This window comes from Methylocaldum gracile, from assembly GCF_053646815.1.
Genome location: NZ_CM132196.1, coordinates 2,668,770 through 2,685,368 on the forward strand (window position 1 = coordinate 2,668,770; position 16,599 = coordinate 2,685,368).

Sequence of the window (16,599 nt, forward strand, 5' to 3'; positions counted from 1 at the left end):
TTGCCGACCTACTTCGGGCTCTACGCCAAACCGGAAAACGCTTTGGGTAACCAGTGAAACCATCTTCATTCAGTCACGTCGAAGGCCCTTGCGCTGCGCGGGCTCTCCGACAGGGAGGATCAACATGACGGCACAAACATTATTGCAACGATTGGGCACTCTGACACAGGCCAACGCCAACGGAGATTCGAAACTGGCGGCCATCTTCCACAGCAACTGGCCGCCCCTATTCGGCATCGCCCTCTTTCTGGTGCTCTGGCACGTGGGAGCCGCCGGAGTCAAAACCTCGCTCGGGGAACTGCCGGGTCCTGCGGCGGTGTGGGAACAAACCCAGAACCTGTACCAGGAACACATCGCGGAACGGGAACGCGAGGCCGCGTTCTACGAACGTCAGGAAAAGCGCAAGGAGCGGTTCTTGGCGGAAAATCCGGGCAAGGAATTCACCCCGCTGCCGTACACCGGCAAGCCGACCTACCTGGACCAGATCTTTACCAGTCTTTACACGGTGTTCGCCGGATTCACCATGGCGACCTTGGTCGCCGTGCCGCTGGGAATCCTGTGCGGCCTGAGCAAATCCTTCCAGAACGCGATCAATCCGCTGATCCAGATCTTTCGGCCGGTGTCGCCTCTGGCCTGGCTGCCCATCGTCACCCTGGTGGTGAGTGCGGTATACGTGACGAGCGGCACGCCCATGTTCGAGAAATCCTTCATCATCTCGGCTATCACCGTGACCCTGTGCTCGCTCTGGCCGACCCTGATCAATACGGCCGTCGGGGTTGCCTCCATCGACAAGGACCTCATCAACGTGTCCAAGGTGCTGCGGCTTTCCACCCGCACCAAGGTGATGAAGATCGTCATTCCGTCCTCGCTCAAGCTCATCTTCACGGGGCTCCGCCTGTCCCTGGGTGTGGGCTGGATGGTGCTGATCGCGGCGGAGATGCTGGCCCAGAACCCCGGCCTCGGAAAATTCGTGTGGGACGAATTCCAGAACGGCAGTTCGCAGTCGCTAGGGCGCATCATGGTGGCCGTATTCACCATCGGCTTCGTCGGCTTTCTGCTGGACCGCATCATGCAGACCTTGCAGCAACTGGTCAGCTTCGGCGAGCGTTCAAGCTAAGGAGTCCAATATGTTAAGCCTACAACGCATCTACACCGACGATTTCGACAGCCAGCCGCCCGAAGAGCCGGCGCCGCGGACCGTGGCGCTGGAACTGAAAGGCGTCGGCAAAGGCTACGGCACCGGCGCCCGGCGGACCGAGGTGCTGAACGACATCAACCTCCGTATCGTGGAGGGGGAGTTCGTCGCCATCGTCGGTTTCTCCGGCAGTGGCAAGACCACCCTCATCTCCCTCATGGCGGGTCTCATCGAGGCCGACGCCGGCGAACTGCTGTGCAACGGCAGGCCGATCGAAGGTCCGGGACCCGACCGGGGCGTGGTGTTCCAGAACTATTCGCTGATGCCCTGGATGACCGTGCGCCAGAACGTGGCGCTGGCGGTCGACCAGGTGTTCAAGGATGCGCCCAAGGCAGAGCGGGCGGCGCGGGTGGAGAAATACATTGCCATGGTGAATCTCACCCCCGCCATGGACAAGCGTCCCGCCGAACTTTCCGGCGGCATGAGACAGCGGGTTTCGGTGGCGCGCGCGCTGGCGGCTTCGCCCGACATCCTGCTGCTCGACGAACCCCTGAGCGCTCTGGATGCGTTGACTCGTTCCAAGCTCCAGGACGAAATCATCCGCATCTGGCGCCAGGAAAAGAAGACCGTCGTGCTCATCACCAACGACGTGGACGAGGGCATCATCATGGCGGACCGCATCATTCCGCTGAAGCCCGGCCCGAACGCAACCCTGGGACCGGAATTCCGGGTGGTCCTGCCCCGTCCGCGCGACCGCCAGGCCATCAACCATTCCCCGGAGTTCAAGCGCATCCGGCGCGAGGTGACTCAATATCTCATGCAAATCAGCCATGAGCGGGAAGTTGCGACTTCCGACAACATCATCAGCTTGCCGACGGTCCTTCCCAACACCGCACGCGAACACCAGGCTCCCGACATCAAGCCGGTTCCGGCAAAAGCCGGTTTGGAGCGCTACGTGGAATTCTCCCGCGTCTCCAAGATCTATCCGAGCCGCAAGGGTCCCATCAAGGTCGTCGACGGCTTCGATCTCAAGATCCGCAAGGGCGAATTCATTTCCATCATCGGCCACTCCGGCTGCGGCAAATCGACGGTGCTGTCCATGGTGGCGGGTCTCAACGACATCAGCGAGGGCGGCATCGTCCTGGACGGGCGGGAAGTGGTCACCGCCGGCCCGGACCGCGGCATCGTATTCCAGGCGCCCAGCCTGGTGCCCTGGCTCACGGCGTACGAGAACGTCTGTCTGGGGGTGGAACAGGTCTATCCCCACGCCAGTAAGAAAGAGCGCATAGCCATCGTCGAGCACTATCTCAGCCGGGTCGGCCTGACCGACGCCAGGGACAAGAAAGCCAGCGAACTTTCCAACGGCATGAAACAGCGGGTCGGCATCGCCCGCGCCTTCGCGCTATCCCCCAAGCTGCTGCTGCTGGACGAGCCGTTCGGCATGCTCGATTCACTCACCCGATGGGACTTGCAGGAAGTTCTGATGGAGGTGTGGACCCGCACCAAACTGACCGCCATCATGGTGACTCACGACGTGGACGAGGCCATTCTGCTCGCCGACCGCGTGGTGATGATGACCAACGGGCCGAACGCGAAAGTCGGCAAGATCCTCGAGATCGACCTGCCCCGCCCCCGTACCCGCACCATGCTGCTCGAACACCCGAACTACTACGAATTGCGCGAGCAGTTGCTCACCTTCCTGGCGGAGTGCGATCACAGTTGATGAAATGGGTCACGCTGAGGAACCGCCACGCCGGACGCTGCGAGGGCGGTGAGTAGTCCGCACGGAGCGCAACGCGATGTCGTTGCCGAATGGCCTTTTGGCTCGTTCCCAGATGGATGGGAACGGAAAAGCCGGAGGTTGAGGACCCGCGCAAAAGGAAAGCGGCGGATCAGCGAGCCGCTTCCCTTTCCTTTCCCTTCCCTACCCCGCCGGCTGCCGCGTAGGCCACCTCCTTATATAACCGAGGCCAGCAGCCGCAAGCTCCCATTCGGCTCCAGGGCATGTTGGCATGTGGAACAGACCCTATATGCACCCGCGTTCAAGCGGTGAGCCTCGAGAAAACAAGGCTGTCGAGGATGGTCAGGCAAAATTCCTGAGAGCAGACCCCGTATGCACCCCTGTTCCGCTGTGCACCATGTTAGTTCAAGCAATATCTTTTATTCTATTCAAAGTCGTACAAAATTACGTAATTGCCAGTATCTATCAATAACTTAGCAAGAATAACGACACTTGGCACAAAATACGCTTATATCGAGCTGAGGTTTATTAAGCAACGGCGCTTTAACCCCTTTAGGGTTATGGCGCTTTTTTTTTGCCTCACTGGTTCTTCGTTGCATGACCGATACCAATAATCGAGCTAAAGGAGAAAATTATGTCTTATTTAGTCCCGTCAGAATTTGTCACCAAGATGGTGGATGCAGGTGAATCGAAAGTATTCATGTCAACCAGGGATACGGTGATCAGAGCGTATATGGCCGGCGCCATCCTGGCATTGGCTGCGGTGTTTGCGGTTGCGATGACCGTACAGACGGGCTCTCCGCTCATTGGCGCCATGTTGTTCCCCGTCGGTTTTTCCATGCTGTATTTGTTGGGCTTCGATCTACTGACCGGGGTATTTGTTTTGACGCCGCTTGCATGGCTCGATAAACGCCCGGGGGTGACAATTGGCGGTATCTTACGGAACTGGGCGTTGGTCTTTATCGGCAATTTCATGGGGGCGTTTACCGTGGCGGTGATGATGTCGATCGTTTTCACCTTCGGTTTCTCGACAGAACCCAATGAAGTAGGTCAAAAAATTGCCGGTATCGGGGAAGCGCGTACGCTAGGTTATGCAAAGTATGGAGCGGCAGGCATGCTGACGCTCTTTATCAGAGGCATGCTTTGCAACTGGATGGTCTCTACCGGCGTTGTCGGCGCGATGATTTCCACGTCGGTGAGCGGTAAGGTGATCGCCATGTGGATGCCGATCATGCTCTTCTTTGCAATGACCTTCGAGCATTCGATCGTCAATATGTTTTTGTTTCCGTCAGGTCTGATCATGGGCGGAAAGTTTTCGATCATGGATTACCTTATCTGGAATGAGATTCCGACCGTTGTGGGAAATCTGGTTGGCGGGCTCGCGTTCACCGGACTGACTTTGTATTCCACACATGTAAGAACGGCGCCAAAACGGGTCAGTAAGGAACGTGTCTCGGTGGGAAGAGCAGCCTGACGAGTGACCTCTCATGCCAAAAAGTTGGTGAAGAGGAATCAGTGAGGCTGGTAATAAAGGATGATGGCTGGCGGGAATTCCGGATGAGTTGTGGGAGCGGAACGGTGGGTCGGGAGGCGCGCCCATAGCCGGCTTATTAACCCGGCCTATAAATATTGGCCGGGTTAATCCGGGGCAGGGATGCCCCGGCGCGGCGACAAGCCGCGTGAGCCCAGGCCGGGCGTGTACCGGGCCTGGGCGGCGGCCCGAAATACCAGGAGGGTATTTACGGGCCTGATTAATAATCTGTTCAGCCGTAATTTGATCCATTGGGAACAACGGGCGATAACGATCTTGCCATGCTCTACTTGGCCTGCAGCATCATCGCCTGACGTGCGACCAGCCTACTGGGATCGGCTCCAAATAATATGCAATAAGATGAAAGAGCTTCAGCTGTCTACACGGTTGAAGCTCCCTCAATCTCGTTCTTGATCCGGTCCCCATGAAGTATTAGGCCGTTTGTGCTGGGCTTGCCGAAGCTTTGTAGTCTTTCGACAAACTCAAGGCGGGCGGCTTAAAAGCTTTACCAGGTCGGATCTATAAAAACAAAAATGTCCAGTCAATTAAGAATCTCCGTAGGACAATACTCCGACAAAGGCCGTAAGGAAACCAATCAGGATTTTCACGGTGTTTGCATACCGAAAGAGCCCCAGTTGAGCTCGAAAGGAATTGCGATTGCGCTGGCCGACGGGATCAGCAGCAGCGATGTGAGCCAGATTGCCAGCGAAGCCGCTGTTAGGAGTTTTCTCGAGGATTATTTCTGCACTTCGGACGCTTGGTCTGTCAGGAAGTCAGCACAGCGGGTTTTGATCGCGACCAACTCCTGGTTACATTCACAGACACAGCAAAGCCAGTATCGTTACGATAAAGACAGAGGTTATGTGTGCACCTTTAGCGGCATGGTGATCAAGTCAACCACCGCACATATTTTTCACGTGGGCGATACGCGCATCTATAGATTGCATGATGATGCCTTGGAGCAATTGACCAACGATCATCGATTTTGGGTATCGCAGGATAAAAGCTATCTTGGTCGGGCTTTAGGCGTTAATCCTCAGCTCGAAATTGATTATCGAGTATTGCCAGTGGAAGAAGGCGATATTTTCTTATTCGCGACAGACGGCGTTTATGAATATGCCAGTCCTCGGTTCATCATCAATGCCATCAGAGAGCATGAAGACGATCTCGATACCGCTGCGAAAGCGATCGTGGACGCGGCATACCAACAAGGCAGTCCGGATAATCTCACGGCTCAGGTCGTTAAAATCGAAAACTTGCCTAAGCAGAATCCGGATGAACTCTATCAGCAGTTAACCGAACTGCCGTTCCCCCCGATTTTGGAAGCCAGAATGGTTTTTGATGGCTACAAGATCGTCCGGGAGGTGCATGCCAGCAGTCGCAGCCATGTTTATCTGGCGGTTGATAACGAAACCGGCACACCGGTCATCATCAAAACGCCATCGATCGATCTTCGGGGCGACCCGGCTTATTTGGAAAGATTCTTGATGGAAGAATGGATCGCTCGGCGCATCAATAGTGCGTATGTACTGAAGCCTTGCGCACAGACGCGGAAACGCAACTATCTCTATATCGTCACCGAATTCATTGACGGTCAGACATTAACGCAGTGGATGATCGACAATCCGAGACCGGACCTGGAAACCGTGCGCGGCATCGTTGAACAAATTGCCAAAGGATTACGCGCTTTTCACAGGCTGGAAATGCTGCATCAGGACCTGAGACCGGACAATATCATGATCGACCGTACCGGCACGGTGAAGATCATCGATTTCGGTTCGACGAAAGTTGCCGGCCTGATGGAGATCACAACGGCAATCGAGCGAAGTCATCTGCTAGGTACTGCCCAATATACCGCGCCGGAATATTTTCTTGGCGAAAGCGGGACAACATATTCCGATATGTTTTCGCTGGGCGTTATAGCTTATCAAATGCTGTCGGGTAAACTGCCTTATGGCGCCGAAGTCTCCAAGGCCAGAACCAGAGCCGCACAAAAGAAATTAGCCTATCACTCTGTACTCGATGACGATCGGGAAATCCCTGCCTGGATCGATGATGTGCTCAGGAAGGCAGTACATCCGAACCCGTATCAGCGTTATGGGGAATTATCCGAGTTTATCTATGATCTGCGCCACCCGAACCAAGCGTTTCTGAATAAGACCCGTCCACCGCTCATCGAACGTAATCCAGTAGTTTTCTGGAAAAGCGTTTCCTTCATTCTGGCAATTACTGTTGTTGCCTTATTGTTTAAGTTAACAAATAGGGGTATCTAAAATGAAAACAAAATCGACACAGACACCGTCATCTTGCAAAGCCGATTCTCTGCTGACCAAAGAACAAATGACGGACCGCATTATTACTGCAAAAGTAAAAAAACAACTCACTTGGACAGCCATTGCCGAACAGATTGGCGTCAATGAGGTTTGGCTGGCCTCGGCTTGTCTTGGCATGAACAGCATGAAACACGACATTGCCGAAAAGCTCTGCGCCATTTTGGAGCTGCCTATTGAAGTTCGAGCCGCCTTGGAAATGTTTCCTCACAAACAATGGCCCTTCGAAATACCCCAAGACCCGCTTATTTATCGGCTTTATGAAATCGTCGGCGTTTACGGAGAAACCTTGAAAGAAATCATTCATGAAAAATTCGGAGACGGTATCATGAGCGCGATAGATTTCAGCATGACGGTCGGCAAAGAAGAAAACCCAGCCGGCGATCGCGTCGTCATCACCATGAACGGTAAATTTTTGCCTTACAAATCCTGGTAAATCGGTAAAGGATTGCTTTGCCGGGCTCTATGAGACGAGTCGGCAACCGGCGGATCGGGCGAAAGAGCGGGCTCGAGTGAGAGCCGCTACTAGCTCACCGCCCGGTCGAATTCGAACTCCGGCGCCGGCTCGCCCCGCTCCAAATCGTTGGCGGAGGTTGAGCCCCAATCAGACACAGTCTGGGCGGCGATATGGAGCTGGCGTGGCATCACACAGTCGCGATGCTCGGCCAGGAACGCCCCGATGTTGGAACGGTGCATGGCGCGGGCCGCCTCGATACCCAGCAGCAAGCCGCCGAGCACCACGGTGCGGTGGGTGCAGCCGAATCCTCACGGTCGAATTTGTATTCGGGTAGTGCCGACATTTCTCTTCCGAAGCCGAAAAAAAAAGCGCCCATGCCGGTTCCGTACGAAACCGGCCAAGGACGCCTTTGTCCGAGGAAGCTATGAACGCCGCTGTTCGCGCTTCCCCTTGATTTTCAAAAATTCCTGTCATGGAAGGAAAATCGGCTCCCGGTCTGCGAAGAACACGTTGCTTAGACGCAGTGCAACGGTAACTTCCGCCGTTGGACGATCACGAGTGCATACGGACGAACTCGATAATAGCCTTAGCGTACACGTCCGGGTGGGTGGCGTGCGGGATGTGCCCTGCTCCCGGAAATTTCAGGACCTCCGCGCGAGGCATCGCCTCTGCAAGCTTGCCGACTACTGGTCCGAAGATGGGTGGGCTCTGGTCGCCCAGCGTGAGGAGAGCCGGACGCGTAAACTCCTTGATCCACTCCAGCTCGAAAACCAGCTGTTCGGGATCTTTCGCCTCGTCGAGGAAGGTCGGAGCATTATCCATCATGATCTTCTTGTACTCCGGCGGCAGTTGAGCCCAGGACCCCGGGCCGAGCACAACAGTCTCGACGAACTGTTCGGCGGCGCCGGCATGATCGCCCGAGGCGATCCGTTCGACCACGCCCCCAACTCGTTGCCGAACCTGCTCCAGCATCGGCGCAACGGCGGAGTCGTCGGCGAGCAGCGCGAAGAGGGGCCGCTCGTGAATGATGAGGCCGCGAAGGAGGTCGTGCCGCTCACCGGCCAGCCGGAGCGCAATCGATGCGCCGAACGAGTTTCCCGCTACCCATGCCGGCGCGAGTCCCAGGTCCTGTATCAACGCAGCAAGGTCGGCCACGTCCTCGCGCACACTGCCTTGTCCCGGTGGACACGTACTCTCGCTGTGGCCACGGCGATCGTAGGTGAGAACTCGAAAAGAGTCGACCAAACGGGGAACGAGCAGGTCCCAGTCGCGATGAGAATCCCATGAGCCGTGAACCAATGCGAGGGGAGCCTCCCCGCTGCCTTGGAGTTCATAGAAAAGCCGCACACCGTTGACATTTGCGGCTGCCATGCCGACCTCCTATATCCGCGACTTCGCCCTGCAACAAAGCGTCACGGGCGATGCTCGGTGTATTTCTTTTCCTTTAATCTCGCCGTCAAACAATATCTCGCCACCCGCTTTGCAATCGGACGTTACCTTTTTGAGGGGAAAGTATTTGACGATTTCATCATACCGCGTGAGCGCATCGAATATCGTCTCCGGCCTTGCTTCGATAAAAATACTTTTCCTTATCGTAAAGCTATCCATTCTCCGTAGCGCTCCGTCTGTTTGTTGGGTATTCAAAGTGAGTAGGTTACGCCGTATTGCTTTTCTCCATTCGGCTAACAACCCGCGCTTAAAGTGCTTTTCCATCGTTTCCCGCGGTTTCTGCTGATGGCGTTCATAGAGGATGCTCCAGACGGCTTGATCCGTCAGCGAGACGGGTCCTTGATATCGAGGATGACGAGCCGACCACCAGGCCGAAGCGAGCGGGCTGCGTCCCGAGCCCTACGCGTTTTTCCATCTCCAGTGATCTTGCCATTCCGCAAGTTAAATAAGGCAAACCTGCCCGTCTCCGGGGAAGGTTGCAACTCGTTCCTCCCCGGGATATAAGAAACACCCATTCGTTGTCCGGAAATCGTGCCCGCCATCCGCAAGATGAGTACTCGTATCGAATATCCGCACCACAGGTTGCAGCTCATGTTCCTGTTGTCGATAACCGCCGGCGTGGTTCTTCACCTGCTGCAACTGCCGAGCCTGTTGCCCCAGCGGGAGGCCGGGACGATTATGCTGCTGGCGGCATGGCCTCAGCGCTTCTATTTCTGGACATTCGAAGCGCTGGCCTGGTTGCTTGCCGGAACTGCACTTGCCTTGAACCTCTTCTCGCCGAACCTTCCGGCCTGGTACGAGGGCGCAACCCCAACTCAGCGAGCGCGTGCATTGGGTACCGCCCTGGTCCTGGTTCAGCTCCTGCTCGGTCTCGGGTTTTGGCTTACCCGAGACAAGGGAGCGGACCAGCTCAGATGGCTGCGTGCCGCGTTCTGGATGGGCGGCGAGTTCCGAATTCCGGCCATTTTTGCAAGCTTACAGCTCTGGTTTGCCGCGTGGCTTTCGTTCCAGTGCTACCGCCTCGACCGCGCGATTTTCTGGTTCGCGTCCGCGCTGGTATGTACCTACCTCGGGTTCGATGAGTTGCTTTCGTTCCACGAGGCGGTCGGCGTCTTGCTGAAAGGCAGCACACTGATCGGCGACGGCGAGAACACCCTGAGCGTCGGCCCGGTCAGGACGTATTTCTGGCCACTGGTTTTCCTGCCGTTGCTGCTGGTCATGAGCGCCTGGTTTCTTGTCGCGGCACGTCGAGCGGTCGGCCCCCGCGCCCTGTGGCAACTGGTATTGGCCGGGCTCGTATTCGCGACAGGCGCGCTGGGCTTCGAGATCGTCGAGGCGAACGGCGCAGCACGCCTGGGAGAAGCATGGTTTAACTCCACGCCGGGGCAGGTCGTACTTCTGGCGGAGGAATCCTTCGAAACACTGGGGGTGACGCTCGCCGTCGTCGTATTCGCGAGGCACCGCTGGCAAACCCTTGCCGTGTCCCGCGGCGTCGATTGAACGGCCGGTTCACCCCGGCCGTACCTCGGTGGATGCCGGAGGCGGAAACACCACCGAAACCTTCAAGTCGCGCTGTTCCGGGCCTTCCAGCAATTTCAGCGTTGCGCCCGACGGGACCGTAGGCTGGGTTGCAGCGATAGCGAAAACCCAGCTAATCCACGTCTTAAACTGACGAAAAAACCGCATCACTCGCGAACGATGCGGTTTATGCCCGGCCAGTCCCGGTTCGGCATCCAACCGGCTCCACCTGCTCTATCCGTTACTTTATATAGACTCACCGGAATACGGGTGCCGTCTTACCACCGTTAAGCGCCCGCGATCCGTACCTGCGCTTCAACTCGGTGCACCGTAGGCGCAACAATGGTGCAAATAGCTGCGGGAAGGCATTCTGCACAGCCCAGCGGACCGCCGAAATGCCTAGCCGACGTGCTTCCGCGCTGTTTGGCACGCGAGCTGCTTACATGAATCAATAGAATGTACCTGCGCCAACGGTGGCGTTCAGGAACATGGCAAAGGCGTCTTGCGATCATCGTGCATCGATGTTCGCCGGGCGCTTTTTTTTTGCTCCGGATTCACCGGAGAGCGGCTCTAGGATTTTTCGAGAAGATTTGTCGATGGACTTCAAAGAATTCAAGCGTGCCGGCCACTGGCCAACCCTGTTGTCCGCCTTTCTTTATTTCGACGTCTCCTTCATGGTCTGGGTGATGCTCGGGCCCTTGTCCCTGTACATCACCAAGGATCTGGGGCTACCGGTGGCGGAGAAGTTCACCATTGTCGCGATTCCCATCCTGTCCGGCGCAATATTCCGCATCGTTCTGGGTTCGATGGCCGACCATCTGGGACCCAAGCTGACCGGCGTTCTGGCCCAATTGCTGGTGATCCTCGGGCTCACCTATGTATTCGTGTTCGGCCTGCATTCCAAGCTGGAAGTGGAGTTGCTGGGATTGCTCTTAGGTATAGCCGGAGCCAGCTTCGCCGTGGCCTTGCCCCAGGCCAGCCGCTGGTATCCGCCCCAATACCAGGGCGTGGTGATGGGTATCGCGGGAGCCGGCAATATGGGGGTAGTCTTGGACTCCATGATCGTCCCTTGGCTGGCGGAACGTTTCGGCTGGCAGGCGGTGTTCGGTTTCCTGCTCATTCCTCTGGTGCTGGTGCTCGTCATCTACGCCGTTCTCGTCAAGGATGCCCCCGACAAACGCACGCCGGTCACCCTGGCCAACTACGCCGCGGTCATGAAGGACCCCGACACATGGTGGTTCATGTTCTTTTATTCCATTACCTTTGGGGGCTTCGTGGGGCTCGGCAATGCCCTGCCTCTTTATTTCACCAACTGGTATCACGTCTCCGGAATAGCCGCGGGCATGATGGTCGCGCTCGTGGTATTCGCCGGCTCGATGTTCCGGCCGGTGGGAGGGCTTTTGGCCGATCGGGTAGGCGGCATCCGTGCCCTGCAAGTTCTGTTCGTAATCGTTTCCCTGAGCTATCTCGCGATTTCGTTCTTGCCGGAGGGGCCGGCGCCGCAATCGGCGAGCGACGCGAAAGTGGCCGGCTGGGGTCTGTTCGAACTGCCGGCGCTCGCATGGTCTGCCGTCGGCATTTTTTTCGTCGGCACGCTGGCCCTGGGGATGGGCAACGGATCGGTATTCCAGTTGGTGCCGCTGCGTTTCCGCAGGGAAATCGGCGTGATTACCGGACTCGTCGGCTGCGCCGGAGGTGTGGGCGGATTCTTCCTGGCCAAGACCCTGGGCTGGTCCTGGAATGTGCAACACGGCTTCGCGCTGGGTTTCAGCGTGTTCGCGGGGCTGCCGCTCCTGGGGCTCGTCGGCCTGATCATGGTCAAGAAACGCTGGCGCACGACCTGGGGCGCGGTATCCGGTGCGCGGGTCTGAGCATGGCGGAATGGGGATAAGGGAACACACCGGGGTGCGTCAGTGACTGCGAACGGACAACTCGCCTTGAGCGCCGCCTTCGCTTCCCGCCAAGGGCGGCGCGAAGACAACCAGGACTACGCCGGTATCGCTCAACCGTCGCAGCAGGAACTGGCCTGTCGCGGCGTCGTCGCGGCGGTGGCGGACGGCATGGGCGGGGCCAAGGGAGGGCGGGTAGCCGCGGAGTTGTGCATGCACAGCTTCATGGAAGCCTATTACAGCCTGGCCGAAACCTTGGCGGTGGAGCAGTTGCTGGATCGAAGCCTGGATGCCGCCAATCGCTGGATACACGCGATGGGCAAGCGTGACCCGAATCTCGCCCACATGGCTACCACCTTCAGTGCCTTGATTCTTCGCGGCCGCCGCGCACATCTAATACACGTCGGCGACTCGCGCATCTACCGCCTGCGCGGCGAGCGGCTGGAGCTGCTGACGAAGGATCACACTTTGAACGGCCCCGAACTGGACCATATCCTGTACCGGGCCGTGGGCCTGGAGCCCCTGCTCCGGACCGACTACGCCGTGCACACGCTCGAAATCCACGACCGTTTCCTGCTGTGCAGCGACGGCCTACACGGCGGACTTAAACAAGCCGAGATCGCGCGCATCCTGCTGGAAAGGGCCGCGCCCCAAAGCAGTGCGGACGCTCTGGTCGAATCGGCGCTGGAGCGCGGCAGCACCGACAACGTCACCGCGCTGGTGGTGGATGTCATCGCCCTGCCCCGGGCCGACCGGCAATCGCTGCGGGAAATCATCGAGTCCTTGCCGATCCTGGAACTACCCCGTCCCGGCGATACGGTGGATGATTTTCAACTGGAAGAACTGCTGTCTTCCGGGCGCTACAGCGCGCTGTTCCGCGCGGTCGACCGGCGCAACGGCAACCCGGTGGTCATCAAGTTCCCTCATCCGCGGGTAGCCAGCGAGCGGCAATATCACGATGCCTTTGTCCGGGAAGCATGGATCGGCGGGCGGGTGAAGAGTCCGTGGGTGGCCGAAATTCTGGAACAGCCGCCGGAGCGGCAAAGCCGTCTCTACTCGGTCATGCCGTATTATCGCGGCGCCACGCTCGAACGGCACCTGCGGCGAAACGCACGCATCGGCCTGGAGCCGGGCATCGACCTCGCTCTCAAACTGTGCAAGGCGGTGCACGCACTGCACCGCCAGCAGATCGTGCACCGCGACATCAAGCCCGACAACATCCTGCTTCCGGACGACGGCGGCCTGAAACTGCTGGATCTCGGAATCGCCCGGTTGCCGGCCTGGGACGAGGACCAGGCCGATCCGATGCCGGGCACCGCCAGCTACATGGCGCCGGAACTGTTTCACGGCGAGCGGGGCAGCGTCGCCAGCGACATCTTCGCGCTGGGGGTAACGCTCTATCGCGTGTTCTCCGGAGGTGCCTATCCCTACGGCGAGATCGAGCCATTCAGCACGCCCCGATTCGGAAAACCCAAACCCCTGACCAGCCGCCGTCCGGATTTGCCGGTCTGGCTGGACGCCGCCTTGGCGCGCGCGGTCGCGATCGACCCCGGCGAACGCTATGCCGACGCCATCGAGCTGGCCTTCGAGCTGGAATCCGGATTATCGAAAGGCGGCGGCAAGCGTGTCTCCGCCCGTCCCCTTCCCCTGTACCAGCGCAATCCGGTTCTGTTCTGGCAACTGACCGCGCTGCTCCTGTTCGGATTGCTGATGGTGTGCCTGTTTCAGGTCTACGGGAGGGTTTAGGTGTTTATCAATGCAGTAAGTAAAGCCGTCATGCCGGCAGGGAAGGGTCATCCGGGCGCTCCCCGGATGACCGTTTGCGATTGGAAGGGTCATCCGGGCGCTCCCTGGATGACCGTTTGCGATTGGAATGCCGGCATCCAGAGCACAGGGATTGTGATCCGGGCCGATGCCATCCCTGGCGTCTGGATTCCGGCACAAAACCGTCGGGAACGGTTTTGGACAGCCGCAGGCTGGTCTGAAGGACGAGCCCCCTGGGAAGGGGCGAGCAATCCGTGCCGGAATGACGAGGTTCATCTCACGTCCCCGCATCCTACGAAAGTTGATTTGACGAATGGGATTCATCCCGGAGGAGGTAAGCCATGAAAAAACAGAGACTCATCGTAATCGGCAACGGTATGGCCGGCATACGCACAGTCGAGGAGCTGCTGAAAATCGCTCCCGACGCATACGACGTCACCGTGTTCGGTGCCGAACCGCACTGCAATTACAACCGTATCCTCCTGTCCCCGGTCCTGGCCGGCGAGAAGACGCTTAACGACATCATCTTGAACGATGACGACTGGTACGCGTCGAACGGCATCACGCTGCACAAGGGGCGGAAGGTCGTCGCGATCGACCGTCGGCGGCGGCTGGTTCGTACCGAAGACGGACTGGAGGCCGGCTACGACCGGCTGCTGCTCGCCACCGGCTCCATGCCTTTCATGCTGCCGGTCCCAGGCAGGGATCTGCAGGGCGTAATCGGTTTTCGCGACATCCGCGACGTGGAACTGATGCTGGAGGCTTCGCAGAAGTACCGGCATGCGGTCGTCATCGGCGGCGGCCTCTTGGGGCTTGAAGCGGCCAACGGGCTGAAAAAGCGGGGGATGGCGGTTACTGTCGTGCATCTCCTCGATACCCTGATGGAAAGGCAACTGGACAAACCTGCCGCGGACCTTTTGAAACGGGCGCTCGAGGACAGCGGCCTCGATTTCCGAATGGAAGCGCAGACCGAAGCCATCCTCGGCCACGACCGCGTCACCGGCGTACGCTTCAAGGACGGCTCGGAAACCCCCGCCGATCTGGTAGTCATGGCGGTGGGCATCCGCCCCAACGTCGATCTCGCCAAGAGCGCCGGCATCCATTGCGAGCGCGGTATCCTGGTCAACGACACCCTGCAGACTTTCGATCCCCGCATTTATGCCGTAGGCGAATGCGTGCAACACCGGAAGCAGCTTTTCGGCCTGGTGGCCCCGCTTTTCGAGCAGGCCAAGGTCTGCGCGAATCACCTGGCGGAATACGGCATCGCGCGCTACGAGGGCTCGGTGACGTCCACCAAGCTGAAAGTGACCGGCATCGATCTTTTCTCCGCCGGCGAGTTTCAGGGCGGAAACGGCTACGAAGAATTGTTGTTTCAAGATCCCGCCCGAGGCATCTACAAGAAGCTGGTGGTCGAATCCAACCGCATCAAGGGCGCGGTGCTTTATGGCGATACCGGCGACGGCGCCTGGTACTTCCAGTTGATGCGGGACGGCACCGATATCTCCGCTTTCCGGGAAAACATCCTGTTCGGGCAGGCGCATCTGGGCGATGCCGGCCACGGAGCGGACAACCGCGCGGCGCTCATGCCGGACACGGCGGAGGTCTGCGGCTGCAACGGCGTGTGCAAGAAGACGATCGTCGACGCCATCGTTCAGAAAAAGCTATTCACCCTGGAGGACGTGCGCACCCATACCAAGGCATCGGCTTCCTGCGGCTCGTGCACCGGTTTGGTCGAGCAGATCCTGCAAAGCACCCTGGGCAGCGATTACTCGGTCAGTCCGGCCAAAAAGCCGCTGTGCAAATGCACCGACCATACCCATGAAGAAGTGCGAGAGGCGATACGCGCGGAGAGCCTGAAGTCGATTCCCGAGGTGATGCGCTTCCTAAACTGGAAGACAGTCGACGGCTGCCATTCCTGCCGCCCCGCGCTCAATTATTACCTGCTCTGCCAGTGGCCCAACGAATACCGGGACGATCCGCAGTCGCGCTTCATCAACGAGCGGGCCCACGCCAATATCCAGAAGGACGGCACCTATTCGGTGGTGCCGCGGATCTGGGGCGGCGTCACCAATCCTCGGGAGCTGCGCGCCATCGCCGACGTGGCCGAAAAGTTCGAGATTCCGACGGTCAAGATCACCGGCGGCCAGCGTATCGATCTCCTGGGCGTCCCGAAACAGCAGCTTCCGGCGGTTTGGGCGGAACTCGGCAAGCACGGCCTCGTCTCCGGCCATGCCTACGGCAAATCGCTGCGCACGGTGAAAACCTGCGTCGGCAAGGAATGGTGCCGGTTCGGCACGCAAGATTCCACCAAGATGGGCATAGACCTCGAAAAAATGACCTGGGGGTCGTGGACGCCGGCCAAGGTCAAGATGGCGGTATCGGGCTGCCCGCGCAACTGCGCCGAGGCCACGATCAAGGACTTCGGCGTGGTGGCGGTGGATTCAGGCTGGGAACTTCACGTCGGCGGCAACGGCGGCGTGAAGGTCCGCGCCACCGATTTTCTGTGCAAGGTCGATACGGAAGAGGAAGTGAAGGAATACTGCGGCGCCTATATGCAGCTATACCGGGAAGAAGCCCGCTACCTGGAGCGGACCGCGCACTGGATCGAACGCGTCGGTCTCGCTTATGTCCAGGAGCGCATCGTCTCGAATCCGGAAAGCCGACGCGCCTTGTACGAGCGGTTTCTCGAATCGCAGAAAAGCGCCCAGATCGATCCATGGGCGGTTCTCGCCAAGGAATCCGAGCGGCAACACTTCGAACCCTTGAGGAAAGTAGGATGAATGTC

The 16,599-nt window shown here is 58.5% G+C and carries 11 protein-coding genes; 9 read left to right on the forward strand and 2 right to left on the reverse strand.

Features of this window, described 5'->3' with window-relative positions; all coding sequences use genetic code 11:
• Positions 1-124 precede the first annotated feature (124 nt).
• The 5 genes from ACWJJK_RS11850 (at position 125) to cynS (ending at position 7,173) form a co-directional block, all read left to right on the forward strand.
• A complete protein-coding gene (locus tag ACWJJK_RS11850; protein ID WP_077729535.1) occupies positions 125-1,117 on the forward strand; it encodes an ABC transporter permease in 993 nt (330 codons plus the stop codon).
• 10 nt (positions 1,118-1,127) lie between these two features.
• Positions 1,128-2,858 (forward strand): ABC transporter ATP-binding protein, encoded by a 1,731-nt coding sequence (locus ACWJJK_RS11855; protein ID WP_156881204.1) that lies wholly within the window; start codon positions 1,128-1,130, stop codon positions 2,856-2,858.
• Positions 2,859-3,510: 652 nt separating this feature from the next.
• Entirely contained in the window at positions 3,511-4,350 is an 840-nt protein-coding gene (locus ACWJJK_RS11860; protein ID WP_077729537.1) for a formate/nitrite transporter family protein, read from the forward strand.
• Positions 4,351-4,940: 590 nt separating this feature from the next.
• Positions 4,941-6,680, forward strand: a complete 1,740-nt coding sequence (locus ACWJJK_RS11865; protein WP_077729538.1) for a bifunctional protein-serine/threonine kinase/phosphatase — start codon at positions 4,941-4,943, stop codon at positions 6,678-6,680.
• A 1-nt stretch (position 6,681) separates the two neighbouring features.
• Positions 6,682-7,173 carry a cyanase gene (cynS, locus tag ACWJJK_RS11870; RefSeq protein WP_205780710.1) on the forward strand — a complete coding sequence of 164 codons (492 nt, stop codon included), beginning with the start codon at positions 6,682-6,684 and terminating at the stop codon, positions 7,171-7,173.
• An 89-nt stretch (positions 7,174-7,262) separates the two neighbouring features.
• Here cynS and ACWJJK_RS11875 read toward each other — a convergent pair whose 3' ends face one another.
• Positions 7,263-7,433 carry a hypothetical protein gene (locus ACWJJK_RS11875; protein WP_156881205.1) on the reverse strand — a complete coding sequence of 57 codons (171 nt, stop codon included), beginning with the start codon at positions 7,431-7,433 and terminating at the stop codon, positions 7,263-7,265.
• A 313-nt stretch (positions 7,434-7,746) separates the two neighbouring features.
• Positions 7,747-8,565 (reverse strand): alpha/beta fold hydrolase, encoded by an 819-nt coding sequence (locus ACWJJK_RS11880; protein WP_156881206.1) that lies wholly within the window; start codon positions 8,563-8,565, stop codon positions 7,747-7,749.
• 627 nt (positions 8,566-9,192) lie between these two features.
• Here ACWJJK_RS11880 and ACWJJK_RS11885 point away from each other — a divergent pair.
• The 4 genes from ACWJJK_RS11885 to nirB all read left to right on the forward strand — a co-directional run bounded on the left by ACWJJK_RS11885 (position 9,193) and on the right by nirB (position 16,594).
• Positions 9,193-10,143, forward strand: a complete 951-nt coding sequence (locus ACWJJK_RS11885) for a hypothetical protein (protein WP_086134789.1) — start codon at positions 9,193-9,195, stop codon at positions 10,141-10,143.
• 614 nt (positions 10,144-10,757) lie between these two features.
• Positions 10,758-12,032, forward strand: a complete 1,275-nt coding sequence (locus ACWJJK_RS11890; protein WP_077729640.1) for an MFS transporter — start codon at positions 10,758-10,760, stop codon at positions 12,030-12,032.
• A gap of 42 nt (positions 12,033-12,074) precedes the next feature.
• Positions 12,075-13,796 carry a bifunctional protein-serine/threonine kinase/phosphatase gene (locus tag ACWJJK_RS11895; RefSeq protein WP_077729544.1) on the forward strand — a complete coding sequence of 574 codons (1,722 nt, stop codon included), beginning with the start codon at positions 12,075-12,077 and terminating at the stop codon, positions 13,794-13,796.
• A gap of 359 nt (positions 13,797-14,155) precedes the next feature.
• Positions 14,156-16,594, forward strand: coding sequence for a nitrite reductase large subunit NirB (gene nirB / locus ACWJJK_RS11900; protein ID WP_156881207.1), 2,439 nt, complete (start codon positions 14,156-14,158; stop codon positions 16,592-16,594).
• Positions 16,595-16,599: the final 5 nt, after the last annotated feature.